The organism is Rothia endophytica (assembly GCF_039543885.1).
Taxonomy (GTDB): domain Bacteria; phylum Actinomycetota; class Actinomycetes; order Actinomycetales; family Micrococcaceae; genus Rothia; species Rothia endophytica.
Map to the genome: position 1 here is coordinate 625660 of NZ_BAABKP010000001.1, position 12073 is coordinate 637732.

General features: G+C 58.3%; 12 protein-coding genes. 5 read left to right on the plus strand and 7 right to left on the minus strand.

What is annotated here, in order from left to right; all coding sequences use genetic code 11:
* Positions 1-7 precede the first annotated feature (7 nt).
* Entirely contained in the window at positions 8-1225 is a 1218-nt protein-coding gene (locus ABD982_RS02845) for a pyridoxal phosphate-dependent aminotransferase (protein ID WP_345444480.1), read from the plus strand.
* A gap of 152 nt (positions 1226-1377) precedes the next feature.
* On the opposite strand, the gene ABD982_RS02850 is transcribed toward ABD982_RS02845, so the two are convergent.
* A complete protein-coding gene (locus ABD982_RS02850) occupies positions 1378-1617 on the minus strand; it encodes an exodeoxyribonuclease VII small subunit (RefSeq protein ID WP_345445755.1) in 240 nt (79 codons plus the stop codon).
* Positions 1618-1644: 27 nt separating this feature from the next.
* The gene (xseA, locus tag ABD982_RS02855) at positions 1645-2940 is read right to left on the minus strand and encodes an exodeoxyribonuclease VII large subunit (protein ID WP_345444482.1); all 1296 of its coding nucleotides are present in this window, start codon (positions 2938-2940) and stop codon (positions 1645-1647) included.
* Between the two features lie 127 nt (positions 2941-3067).
* Between xseA and ABD982_RS02860 the strand changes: the two genes are divergently transcribed.
* Together ABD982_RS02860 and ABD982_RS02865 are read left to right on the plus strand one after the other, a co-directional pair.
* Positions 3068-4282 (plus strand): hypothetical protein, encoded by a 1215-nt coding sequence (locus ABD982_RS02860; RefSeq protein WP_345444484.1) that lies wholly within the window; start codon positions 3068-3070, stop codon positions 4280-4282.
* A gap of 20 nt (positions 4283-4302) precedes the next feature.
* On the plus strand, positions 4303-5394 hold the full coding sequence (locus tag ABD982_RS02865) for a 4-hydroxy-3-methylbut-2-enyl diphosphate reductase (protein ID WP_345444487.1): 1092 nt from the start codon (positions 4303-4305) through the stop codon (positions 5392-5394).
* Positions 5395-5448: 54 nt separating this feature from the next.
* Here ABD982_RS02865 and ABD982_RS02870 read toward each other — a convergent pair whose 3' ends face one another.
* Positions 5449-6816, minus strand: a complete 1368-nt coding sequence (locus ABD982_RS02870) for a DNA recombination protein RmuC (protein ID WP_345444490.1) — start codon at positions 6814-6816, stop codon at positions 5449-5451.
* A 106-nt stretch (positions 6817-6922) separates the two neighbouring features.
* Between ABD982_RS02870 and ABD982_RS02875 the strand changes: the two genes are divergently transcribed.
* Positions 6923-7249, plus strand: coding sequence for a DMT family transporter (locus ABD982_RS02875; protein ID WP_345444492.1), 327 nt, complete (start codon positions 6923-6925; stop codon positions 7247-7249).
* Positions 7250-7267: 18 nt separating this feature from the next.
* On the opposite strand, the gene ABD982_RS02880 is transcribed toward ABD982_RS02875, so the two are convergent.
* The 4 genes from ABD982_RS02880 to ABD982_RS02895 are packed head-to-tail and all read right to left on the minus strand — an operon-like array spanning position 7268 to position 10722.
* Entirely contained in the window at positions 7268-7879 is a 612-nt protein-coding gene (locus tag ABD982_RS02880; RefSeq protein ID WP_345444494.1) for a response regulator transcription factor, read from the minus strand.
* Positions 7880-7882: 3 nt separating this feature from the next.
* Positions 7883-8995: a sensor histidine kinase gene (locus ABD982_RS02885; protein ID WP_345444497.1), complete on the minus strand. Its 1113-nt coding sequence runs from the start codon at positions 8993-8995 to the stop codon at positions 7883-7885.
* A gap of 42 nt (positions 8996-9037) precedes the next feature.
* Entirely contained in the window at positions 9038-9802 is a 765-nt protein-coding gene (locus ABD982_RS02890) for an ABC transporter permease (RefSeq protein ID WP_345444500.1), read from the minus strand.
* A 2-nt stretch (positions 9803-9804) separates the two neighbouring features.
* A complete protein-coding gene (locus ABD982_RS02895; RefSeq protein WP_345444503.1) occupies positions 9805-10722 on the minus strand; it encodes an ABC transporter ATP-binding protein in 918 nt (305 codons plus the stop codon).
* A gap of 212 nt (positions 10723-10934) precedes the next feature.
* Here ABD982_RS02895 and ychF point away from each other — a divergent pair, with 212 nt between their 5' ends.
* Positions 10935-12020, plus strand: coding sequence for a redox-regulated ATPase YchF (gene ychF, locus ABD982_RS02900; protein WP_345444506.1), 1086 nt, complete (start codon positions 10935-10937; stop codon positions 12018-12020).
* Positions 12021-12073: the final 53 nt, after the last annotated feature.

Consider the following 12073-nt stretch of genomic DNA (forward strand, 5'->3'; position numbering starts at 1 on the left):
GGGGCATATGGAGTTCAAGCAATCAAAAAAACTGGCAAACGTTCTGTACGATATTCGCGGCCCTATCCTCGAAGAAGCCCAGCGTATGGAGGCACGCGGCCAACGCATTCTCAAACTCAATATCGGCAACCCAGCCCCCTTCGGCTTTGAAGCTCCCGAAACTATCATGATGGATATCATCGAGCACTTGCCCGAAACCCAGGGCTACTCAGACTCCCGCGGGCTCTACTCAGCACGCACCGCCATCGTTCAGTACTATCAGAACGAAGGCATCATGAACATCACCACCGATGATATCTACCTGGGCAATGGCGTCTCCGAACTGATCCCCATGACTCTGCAGGCCATGCTGGATCACGGCGACGAAATCCTGGTACCCTCACCGGACTACCCCCTGTGGACCGCTTCAACCCAGCTGGCAGGCGGAACCCCCGTGCACTACCACTGCGATGAAGAAAACAACTGGTCCCCGGACATCGAGGACATCACCTCCAAAATCACCTCCAAGACCCGCGGCATCGTTGTCATCAACCCCAATAACCCCACCGGCGCCGTTTACTCCCGCGAAACCCTGCAACGCATCGTAGACCTGGCAAAAGAACACCAGCTGGTGATCTTCGCCGATGAAATCTACGAAAAAATCACCTACGACGACGCTGAAATGGTGCACATTTCATCACTCGCCGGTGAGGACGTCCTCTGCCTCACCTTCTCAGGGCTTTCCAAGGCCTACCGCGTAGCAGGCTACCGCGCCGGCTGGGTCGCCATCTCCGGCCCCAAACTAGCCGCCGCCCCCTACATCGAAGGCATCAACCTCCTCGCCAATATGCGCCTCTGCGCCAACGTGCCCGCCCAGCACGCCGTGCAAACAGCGCTCGGTGGCTACCAGTCCATCAACGACCTCATCCTGCCCGGCGGCCGCCTCAAGGAGCAGCGCGACCTCTCCTACAAGATGCTCAACGACATGGACGGCATCACCGTCAACCAGGCAGAAGGCGCACTCTACCTCTTCCCCAAGATCGACACCGACAAGTTCAACATCACCAGCGACGAACAGTTCATGCTCGATCTGCTGCGCGAACAAAAAATCCTGCTCTCCCACGGCACCGCCTTCAACTGGGACAAGCCGGATCACTTCCGCCTGGTCTTCCTGCCCGACACCCGCACCCTTAGGGACGCGCTGGAACGTCTAGGCAACTTCCTCAGCGACTACAAGCAACAGTAAGGGAAGCGCAACAGGCAAAGGAGGGGTAGCAGGCGGGCACCTTCTCGCTAACTGACCCTCTTTGCAAGAGGGTCAGCCGGCGAGGGCATGGCTATCTGTGTTCTCTGGCGGCTCGTTCCACAGAGCTTATTTCAGCTCTACTACCTACAGGTCTACTGGGCGGCGTCCTTTCGGGCAGCATCCAATTTTGCCTGGGCGCCGTCCAGCCAAGCCTCACAACGTTGCGCCAGCGCCTCCCCGCGTTCCCACAGGGCGATGCTCTCCTCCAGGTTGGTGGCGCCAGATTCCATTCGGCTCACCGTCTGCAATAGTTCTTCGCGTGCCTGCTCGTAGGTCAGCTGATCTACGGGGGTCGCGTTGAGACTGGTGGTGAATTCGATATCTTTACTCATCATCTTCTTCTCTCGTTCTGGAAAATATTAGTGGTGGTGAATGTGGGTGATGGTGGCATCTAAGGATCCGGTTGCCGCGCGTACCTTTACGGTATCGCCGGGAGAAAGCAAAGTAGCGTCCCGCACTAACTGCCCGGTTTCGGTCTGCATGAGCACATACCCGCGCTCTAGAGTTTGCTGGGGTGAAAGAGCGGTGACGCGAGCGCGCAGCTGGGCTACCTCATCGCGGGAACGCACCACCCGCTGGCTTACCGCAGCCCGGGCGCGGGTACGCAGCCTCTCTAAGTCCTCAGCTCTTGCCAGCAGGGCAGAAGCAGGGTCAACCAATACCGGGCGGCTGCGGAGCTGGGCTAACCCAAAGCGCTCGCGTTCCACCCACTGGGTGACTGACCGCTCTAACTGGGCGCGGATTTGGGCGAACATCAGACGCTCCTCAGCAACATCGGGCACGATGCGTTTGCCAGCGTCCGTTGGGGTAGAGGCACGCAGGTCAGCTACATGGTCCATGAGCGGTGAGTCAGCCTCGTGCCCGATCGCTGAGACCACTGGGGTCTGCGCCGCAGCAACAGCCCGTACCATGGCCTCTTCAGAGAAGGGCAAAAGATCTTCGAAAGAGCCACCGCCGCGAGCAATCACAATGATATCGACCTGCGGGAGGGCATCGAGTTCAGCCAGGGCAGCGGTAACTTGAGAGACCGCATTGACCCCCTGCACCGCAACCTCACGAATCTCAAACTGGACGGCGGGCCAGCGCAGACTGGTGTTGCGCACAACGTCTTTGAGAGCGTCCGAATCTCTACCCGTAATCAAACCGATGCGGTGGGGGAGCAGCGGCAGAGGCTTTTTACGGCGGGCATCGAAGAGCCCCTCAGCTTGGAGCTTGGCACGCAACTGCTCTATGCGTTCCAGCATGGACCCAACACCGACCGGCTTGATGTTGGAACCCTGCATTGACAGCCGCCCGGTTTTTACCCAGTAGTCGGGTTTGAGCTGCAGCACCACCCGGGAGCCGCGATCAATATGACCGGCAACCTTAGTCATCTCAGAACCCCACACGGTGACCGAGACCGAAACTTCCTGATCAACATCGCGCAAGGTTACATAAGAAACCCGCCCGCGATTGTTAAGCTCAATGACCTGCCCCTCCACCCAGGTGGGCACGCAGCGGGCGATATAGTCGTGCATTTTGTTGGACAGCAGATGCAGCGGCCAGGGGTTTTCAGGGCTAGTCTGCCCGGCCGTGGGGGCCAACTGCCTCGGTTGCTGGGGTTGCTCCTGCAAAGCCTGAAGCTGCGCTAGGGTGGGTTCAGCAAAATCATTCATACATCTATTTCTAGCACCCCTGGCTGACATTTTAGGTGCCCTTAGAGCCTGCCGGCGTAAAAAGTGCCGGTAAGCTCACGTCAGTACCCTGAGGCAAAACCCAGCTGAAGACGTTAGTATGCTCAGCATGGGCACAGAGAACCGGGGCGCAGACCCCACGCAGAAACTCCCCGATTACGGGGACGGGAGCTGGACGAACCCCCAGATTGCCGCCGATAACAGGCGCTACCTGGCGGATCAAGAGGCGCAACAGGCAGCACTCCACCCTGTACCGCCCTATCAGCCGCCGCAGCCTCACGCTTATCAGCACAATCAGCCTGCCCCCGGTGGCAGTTACCGGGAGCCCGCCTACCAGCCGGCCCAGCGACGCTCCTTTCCAGCGTCCTACCGTGCTCTGCCTGCCCGCAAGCCGGCGCTGAATCTGACCCGGCGCTTTACCTGCATTCTGCTCATGCCCCTGGCACTGCTGACAGGGCTCACCTCGGCCCTGGCCTACTGGGCTGATACCACGCTGGTAGACACCCAAAACTTCACCGAACTGACCAGTTCCTTGGCCACTGACCCCGATTTTCAGCAGGCGCTGGGAACCTCAGTGACCGACGATATTATGAGCTCCGACGCCATCGCCACCTATCTGGGCGACGGCAATAGCACCACCTGGTACGGGGACGTACAGAATTGGCTCTACGATCGCACCCACACCATCGTCAGCGATGCAACGACCGGGGCAATCACCTCAGAGAACTTTCAAACCCTTTGGCTAGAAGTCATCAGTGACACTCACGCCTATAACTTCTCAGGTGAAAGCCGCCCAGCGGTGCTTGATCTTTCAGCAATTTATGATCAGGCTGATGATTCAGTGAATAATTCGCTGGGATTCACCATCGATACCAGCACCCTACCCGGACGCACCGTTCCCCTAGATAACGGGCAGGGCAGTTACCCCATCAATAGTGCTATCAACACCCTCATCAGGTTTTCTGATTCTTGGCAGCTCCTGCTCGCAGCAGCTGCGGTGATAGCGGCACTCAGCTTTTTGCTCTGGCCCGGTAACCGCTTTGCACACCTGGCTTTTGCCAGTCTCTCGGCCGCAGCGCTGCTCTGGCTGGCAGGTCTTGTGGGTGGCGGGCTTTCCCTCACCTCAGGCATTAGCCTGCCGGCCAGCCCCACCGCAGTACTCTTCCTGCAAAGCATCGCTGAAAAACTCACGGCGTCCTACGCAGACCTGCATTACCGCCTGGCCGGCTACGCCCTCATCGCGACCCTAGCCCTTACCCTGATGGCTATTCTCTCAGCGATACTGCGCGCCACTGCGAGAGCCACCACAGCACACACCCGCTAAGACCACGTAGGATAGAGAGCATGTCCACAGCAGAGAAGACCATTGAACTCGGCCTGCCCCGCGTGCCCCGTATGCGCAAGCCCCGCGAAGTAATTGAAGCCGCCGCACCTACCGGCACCAAAAAAGTACTGCTGGCAGCTCCGCGCGGCTACTGCGCCGGTGTTGACCGTGCTGTTATCGCCGTCGAAAAAGCCCTGGACCACTACGGTGCCCCGGTCTATGTGCGCAAGCAAATTGTGCATAACCGCCACGTGGTAGAGACCCTCGAAGCTCAGGGGGCTATCTTTGTGGATGAGGTAGATGAAGTTCCCGAAGGCTCGGTCACCGTCTTCTCAGCCCACGGCGTCTCACCGGCTGTTATCGCCGAGTCAGAAGACCGCCAGCTCAACACCATTGACGCAACCTGCCCGCTGGTCTCTAAGGTGCACCGTGAGGCCGTGCGCTTTGCTAAGCAGGACTATGACATCCTTCTCATCGGTCACGAAGGCCACGAAGAGGTTGAGGGCACCGCGGGTGAGGCCCCCGATCACGTTCAGATCGTCAACTCACCGGATGAAGTGGACAAAGTGACCGTACGCGACCCCGAAAAAATCGTCTGGATTTCACAGACCACCCTGTCCGTGGACGAAACCCTGGAGACCGTTGCGCGTCTCAAGGAACGTTTCCCCACCCTGCAGGACCCGCCCAGCGACGACATCTGCTACGCAACGTCCAACCGCCAGGGTGCCATCAAAGAAATCGCACCCCAGGCTGAGCTGGTGATTGTAGTTGGTTCAACCAACTCATCGAACTCGGTACGTCTCATGGAGGTTGCCCTGGAATACGGCGCTAAAGCCTCCTACCTCGTGGATTACGCCAACGAGGTTGATGAAACCTGGTTTGAGGGCGTCACCACCGTGGGTGTTACCTCCGGTGCATCAGTCCCCGAGATTCTGGTGCAGGACGTGCTGCGCCTACTGGCTGACTACGGCTATGAGGACGTGGAATCTATCGAGACCGCTAAGGAAGATATCCTCTTCTCCCTGCCCAAGGAACTGCGCTCAGCTCTTAAGAATGACACCGGCGCCCCCGCCATGCGCCTGGGCGGACGTGGTGAAAAGCCTAACCGCTAAAGTTTGAGCATCAAAAGTGACCCTTCAACCGTGAATAGTTGAAGGGTCACTTTTTTATCGGCTCCAGTCGGCATCTTCATTCGGTTCTGGCTCTTGTACCGTCAGAAAGTCATCAAGCCAGGAGTCGTAGGGCTCAGGGGTAGGTGTATCGAGGCCTGGTGTGCTGGGGTCAGGATCTGGGCTGGCTACTGTGGTCTCAGATGCAGGATGGTCAGAGTGAGAGCCACTATCTGCTGTTGCACCCGGCTCAGAGGCCGTACCCAAAAACTCTGGAGAGGTCAGCGGCTTGACCGCTGATTCGTTGGGGGAGGGGAACAGGCTCTCCTGCACTGGAGCCTTATTAAGCTCTGCAATCTTACGGGCTGTCACGAAGACCCTGGTTTCTAGGGAACCCACCAGACCGTTGTAGGAATCCACGGCGCGGGTCAGCGAGCGCCCCATAGCGCCTAAGTGAGAACCAGCGGTGCCCAGCCGCTCATAGAGCTGCTGAGAGAGCACAAAGAGCTCCCGGGCGTTATCGGTGAGGGATTCCTGGCGCCACGAGAAGGCAATAGCCTTGAGGGCTGCCAGCAAGGAAACCGGCGCCACCAGGGCAATATTTTTAGTTGCGGCATAGTCCAGCAGCTGCCCATCGTGGACTAGTGCCGCAGCCAGGGCAGACTCGGCAGGAATGAAGCAGAGCACCAGCTCAGGTGTAGCGTCGAAAGCAGCCCAGTACTGTTTGGAGGCCAACGCGTCTACGTGGGCGCGTACCGCTTTGGCATGCCGGTCCAGGTCAGCCTTCTGGGCAGGGCCCTCAGACTCCTGAGCGTCCAGATAGGCACCCAGCGGCGCCTTGGCATCCAGAATGACGGTCTTGCCGCCGGGTAAGTTGATGACCATATCGGGGCGGACGCCACGCACCGCCCCGTGGGCATCTTCAAAACTGGCGGTGGTTTGCTCACTGAAGGCGACGTGAGGTGCCATGCCGGCAGCCTCGACCACGCGTTTGAGCTGGGCTTCCCCCCAGGTGCCCCGAGCACTGGTAGATCTCAAGGCGGTCGAGAGCGTCCCGGTCAGATCCCGCAGCTGGGCCTGAGTTCTGTTGGACTCCGCAATCGCCTGAGCCAGCCCCCCATACTGGTGAGCGCGCTCTGACTCCATGGTGCGCACTGACCGTTCCATGGTGGCCAACTGTGTTTTGAGCGGGGCAAGGGCTAGCAGAACATCGGCATCAGCCTCAGCCTTGGTTTCCAGGCTCTGCACTCGGGCGTTCAGGTGCTTTTCTGCCTGCAAGGACGCTGCTAGATCAGCGGTCAGCCGAGCATTCTTTTCTTTCAGAGCGTCCCCACTGCCCGAGCCCGCGCGTCCCCAGAAAAACCCTGCTAGGGCACCGAGCACTAGGGCAAGAAGAACTGCGAGAAGAACCGTTGATGTAGCCATGCCTCAACTTTACTCTGCGCCACCTATGGTGGCTCCTTGAACCTAGCGGAGCTGCACCCCAAACGTGGTCACCTGTACGTAACTCATCAGCCTTACACTGGTGACTATGGCCTATATTTTCCTGTCGATCGCCATTGCTTCTGAGATTGCGGCGACCTCTTTGCTCAAGTTCACCGAGGGGTTTACCCGTCTTTGGGCTACGCTAGCCTGCCTGGCGATGTACGGTATTGCTTTCTTCATGCTGTCGCTGGCGGTGCGGGATATCCCGGTGGGTGTGGCTTATGCTCTCTGGAGCGGGTTGGGCACAGCGGCCATCGTGGCGGTTGGGGCTGTCTTTCTGGGCGAACCCATTACCCTGGTTAAAGTTCTAGGTATCTCGCTGATTGTGGCTGGAGTGCTGGTGCTCAACCTGGGCGGGGCCTCTGCCCACTAGGGCTAAGCCCTCACCTGCTTAGAGCCAGCCGTTTTCCTCAGCCCGATGGGCTGCATCGTAGCGGTTTTCGGCGTTCAACTTTGCAATGGAACTGGAAAGATGGTTGCGCACTGTGCCTTGGGATAGATGCAGTTGTGCCGCCAGAGTCACGATTGACGCGCCGTCCTTAGCTGCCTGTAGAACTTGCTTCTCGCGGTCGGTGAGCGGGCTGGGACCTACCGCGAAGCTCTCGGCTGCCAGTTGCGGATCGACTACCCTTAGCCCCGCATGAATCTTGCGGATAGTCTCTGCCAGCTGGCTTGCCGGGGTATCTTTAACCACGAAACCGCTGGCACCTGCTTCAAGTGCCCTTGCCAGGTAGCCCGGTCTGCCAAAGGTGGTAACAATGAGACTACGGCAAGGTAGATGTTGCTCCTTCAGCTGCTGAGCCACACTGATACCGTCCATGCCCGGCATATCAATATCGAGCAGGACGACGTCCGGCTGGGTTTGGCGGGCTAGGTCTAGCACTTGGTCCCCGCGTCCGCAGGAGCCCGCCACCTCAATATCTGCCTGTAGGGAAAGCAGGGCGCCTAGGGCGTCCCGGATCAGTTGCTGGTCATCGGCTAGCAGAATTTTAATGGGGCTCACGCGTCAGGCTCCTAGAGGTGAAGTATCTCCGTTCATCGTAACAAGGAGACGAGTACCACCTCCGGTTTCAAGCAATAGGTCGCCACCAGAATCTTTGACCCTTTGTTCCAGGCCGGTTAAGCCGTTGCCCTTGATCAGCTCATGGTCTAGAGAGAGAACTCCGTCATCGACAATTTCCAGCCGTTCGGCTTCAACCTTGACCCGGCAGTTTTCTGCCCCTGAGTGGCGAATGATGTTGGTGACCCCTTCACGCAGAGCCCAGCTAAACAGCACTGAGTTGGTGCCGGGCACCTGGGCCTCCTGCTCGCTAGGCAGATGAGCCTTAATCCCGGCCGTTTCGAGGGCACGTGCTGATGCGAGAATCTCGCCAGTGAAGGTCGGTGTTTTCAAACGGGTGACAGTTGCCCGCACCTCCGCTAAAGCCGTGCGGGATAGTTCTGAGACTTCTTGCATTTCTTGTTGCGCTCTGGCGGGGTCAGCTTCTACCAGGGCCGAAGCTAACTCTGCCTTGAGGTTAATAACTGTCAATGAGCGGCCCAAGATGTCGTGCACATCGCTGGCGATACGCTCGGCTTGCTCGGTACGCTGCTGCTGCTCACGACGCAGGACGCGAGCATCCCCGCCGGCTGAGAGCGCCGCCATGACCAGCACGAAGAAAGCACCGGTAATAAACCCGTACCCACCCTGCTGGAAGATGCGTGGGTAGTACACCACCATGACAAGAGTGGATAAGACGGTGACGAAGGTGCCGACGGTGAGCCCGATACGCGGCGGGGTTTGAAAGGCCCACATGGCAACAATGTAGGTGAAGAAATAGAGCCACCAGGGCCCCACTGCGTAGGTGAGCGCCGCAGTCGGGATGAGCAGGAGCAGGCTCCATTGCAGCGTCCGGTGCCAGGTTTTCTTGCCCGGTAAAACCCAGGGGGCGCCGTAAGAGGCCAAATAGGTCAGGGCAAAAATAACCACAGCAACTAGGCCCAGCGTTTTTTCTGTGTTGCTCAGTTGATTGTTAGTCAGCAATTGTGTGATTGGAAAGAGCAGAAATACTAGCCAGATTCCGGCGAACCCGGCGGCCAGCCAGTCAAAGTGCCGGCGTATGGTGGGTTGTGTGCTCATAATATCTACTTCCTGCTTGCTGCGAGCCTCAAACTTGTTGGCCTAGCGGGCGAGTGACCGCTTGCGCAGTAGGATGCTGGCTCCGATAAAGATTATGCCCCAGGCCGCCACATTTATCAGTGCATAGTGCAACGGTTCGGTCACCATCCGCTGAACCGCGTCGGTGGTGATAGTGTCGCCGGCGGTAAAGGGGTAGCGGGCTAGCTGAGTTACCCCGTACATGGGGGTGAAGCGGGCGTAGTCCATCAGTGATAGCGGCAAGGGGCTAAAGGTGGTGCCAAAGAAGGCGAGGAATACGACCAACCCACTAGCAACTGATACAGCGCGGGCTGACTTCACCAGGCGTGCCACCGCTATACCGTAGAAGACAAAGATAGATGAGGCCGCAATGGCTATTAGGGCGCTGAGCATCTGCTGAGCGGGCGGAATTTCTGCGGTGGTAAACAGCGCAATGATATTGACGGCGATAACCGGCAGGGCAGTGGTGACGAGAGCGTTGAGCACCTTGCTAGCCAGCAGAGCACTGCGGCTCATGGGGGTCAGTGCCAGCTGGCGGCCCCAACCGGACTCTATTTCGATAACCGCCGTGCCTGAGGAGGACACCGCACCGGTGACAGCCCCGTAGACTGCCATGCCGATCATGACGTAGGCGGTAGCGTTGCCATCTCGGAAGGGGGCTGAACCGTAGTCCTGCATCACCCCAAAGAGCAGGTAGAACCCGGCAGGCATGATGATCAGGTAGAAGAGGGTGGAAATATTGAAGAGGGAGTGCTTGAGGTCGTAGAAGAGAAAGCTGAGGCTCTGCATGGTTAGATCTTTTCTCCGGTGGTGTGGGTGGTGAGCTGGGTGAAGGCTTCAGCAAGGCTGGGTGCAATGATTTCCAGGTTGGTGACGCTGTGGTTCTGCAGCAGGTGCAGGGTGAAAGCCTCGGCGTTGTGGCAGTGCAGGGAGTGCGTCGTTTGGTTGACCGTGTAGTTGCTGACTCCCCAGTCACGGGCTTGTTCTTGGGGGAGATGCAGGGTTGGGGCGTCCAGGGTGAAGCTGATAGCGCGGGTGCCAGCGTGATCCCGAATGGTCTGCGGGGTGCCGTCCATAATGAGCTGCCCGCCTGCCAGCACCACGATGCGCTGGGCGAACTCTTGGGCTTCTTCAAGGTAGTGGGTGGCAAAGAGAATGGTTTTGCCAGCCGTAGCCTGAACCCGCATGGACTCCCAGAATTGTTCGCGGGCGTTAACGTCCATGCCGGCTGTTGGCTCGTCGAGGAAGAGCAGGTCAGGGTTGCCCAGCAGAGCGATGGCGAACTTGACCTTCTGCTGCTGGCCGCCAGAGCACTTGCTGATTTTTCTGCGAGCAATGTGGCTGATACCAGCTGCTTCTAGCGCGGCATCTACATCGGGACGGCTGGGGTAGGTGGCTGCCACCATGGCAACCTGGTCGCGGACTGAGAGGTCGGTGAGCAGACCACCTGTTTGCAGGACGGCGCTTACCCGGCCGTCTGCAACAGCCTGACTGGGGGAGGAGCCCCACAGCTTGACTGTACCGCTGGTGGGCTCGGTCAGCCCTAGCAACATGTCGATGAGGGTGCTCTTGCCCGCCCCGTTCTCGCCCAGCAGGGCAACAATCTCACCGGTTTGCACCGAGAAACTGACATCTTTGACTGCCTCCACCGTGGCGGTGCGGGTGCGAAAGGTCTTGTTCACGCTGAGGATTTCAATTGCTGTGTTCATATCTCAAGTTTCCCGCCTGATAAGGGCATTGACTCAGGCTAAATGTCACGACCTGCCCCTGACATTTGTCACGGTCTGCACCCGAGTTAAACCAACGCGGGCTCTAAAGTACAAGCAAACTCACCCGCGCACGTCCTGCTAAAGAGACAGGCAAAGCGCCATGCCTAGTAAACTGGGCACTAAGAACACCCCAAACAAAGGTTTATTTTTCCGTGGCTCTAACAATTGGCATCGTGGGTCTGCCCAACGTCGGCAAGTCAACCCTCTTCAACGCACTGACCAAGAACAACATTCTGGCAGCCAACTACCCCTTCGCTACCATCGAACCCAACGTGGGCGTCGTCAGCCTGCCCGATGAACGCTTGGCTCGTCTGGCAGAGATTTTTGGCTCCGAGCGCATTCTGCCCGCAACCGTTTCCTTCGTTGATATCGCGGGCATCGTGCGCGGTGCATCCGAGGGTGAAGGTCTGGGCAACCAGTTCCTGGCAAACATCCGCGAGGCTCACGCTATCGCCCAGGTAGTGCGTGCTTTTGATGATCCGGACGTCATTCACGTGGACGGCAAGGTTGACCCCGCTTCTGACATGGAAACCATCAACACCGAGCTGGTGCTGGCTGACCTGCAGACCCTGGAAAACGCTATTCCCCGCCTGGAAAAGGCAGTCAAAATCAAGAAGGGCGATGCTGCCCAGCTTGAGGAATACAAGAAGGCTCAGGCTATCTTGGAGCAGGGCGACACCCTAATTTCTAAGGCTGAGGAAGCAAAAATCGATATGGCTCTGCTTAAGGAGCTGAACCTGCTGACCGCTAAGCCCTTTATCTTTGTCTTCAACGCGGACGATGGCGTGCTCGCCTCTGAAGAGAAGCAGCAGGCTCTGCGCGATATGGTTGCTCCCGCTGAGGCTGTGTTCCTGGACGCCAAGCTTGAGGCTGACATGGTGGAGCTGGACGAAGAAGAAGCACGCGAAATGCTGGAAATGAGCGGTCAGGACGAGTCTGGTCTGGACAAGCTGGCTCGTGTGGGCTTCTCCACCCTGGGTCTGCAGACCTACCTGACCGCTGGCCCTAAGGAAACCCGCGCTTGGACTATCTCCAAGGGCGATACTGCACCCCAGGCTGCCGGTGTTATCCACACTGACTTCGAGCGCGGTTTCATCAAGGCTGAGGTTGTTTCATTTGAAGATCTAGACGCCAACGGCTCCATGGCTGAAGCGAAGGCTAAGGGCAAGGTACGCATCGAAGGTAAGGATTACATCATGCAGGACGGCGACGTAGTCGAGTTCCGCTTCAACGTCTAATCATTCTTGTCGCGTCTGCCCTTGGTTTCTATTGAAGCCGGGGGCATTCGTGC

Bases quoted from the DNA above. Each gene is read 5' to 3' on its own strand.
- ABD982_RS02845 (WP_345444480.1), top strand. From the start codon at position 8: ATGGAGTTCAAGCAATCAAAAAAACTGGCAAACGTTCTGTACGATATT.
- ABD982_RS02850 (WP_345445755.1), bottom strand. From the start codon at position 1,617: ATGAGTAAAGATATCGAATTCACCACCAGTCTCAACGCGACCCCCGTA.
- xseA (WP_345444482.1), bottom strand. From the start codon at position 2,940: ATGAATGATTTTGCTGAACCCACCCTAGCGCAGCTTCAGGCTTTGCAG.
- ABD982_RS02860 (WP_345444484.1), top strand. From the start codon at position 3,068: ATGGGCACAGAGAACCGGGGCGCAGACCCCACGCAGAAACTCCCCGAT.
- ABD982_RS02865 (WP_345444487.1), top strand. From the start codon at position 4,303: ATGTCCACAGCAGAGAAGACCATTGAACTCGGCCTGCCCCGCGTGCCC.
- ABD982_RS02870 (WP_345444490.1), bottom strand. From the start codon at position 6,816: ATGGCTACATCAACGGTTCTTCTCGCAGTTCTTCTTGCCCTAGTGCTC.
- ABD982_RS02875 (WP_345444492.1), top strand. From the start codon at position 6,923: ATGGCCTATATTTTCCTGTCGATCGCCATTGCTTCTGAGATTGCGGCG.
- ABD982_RS02885 (WP_345444497.1), bottom strand. From the start codon at position 8,995: ATGAGCACACAACCCACCATACGCCGGCACTTTGACTGGCTGGCCGCC.
- ABD982_RS02890 (WP_345444500.1), bottom strand. From the start codon at position 9,802: ATGCAGAGCCTCAGCTTTCTCTTCTACGACCTCAAGCACTCCCTCTTC.
- ABD982_RS02895 (WP_345444503.1), bottom strand. From the start codon at position 10,722: ATGAACACAGCAATTGAAATCCTCAGCGTGAACAAGACCTTTCGCACC.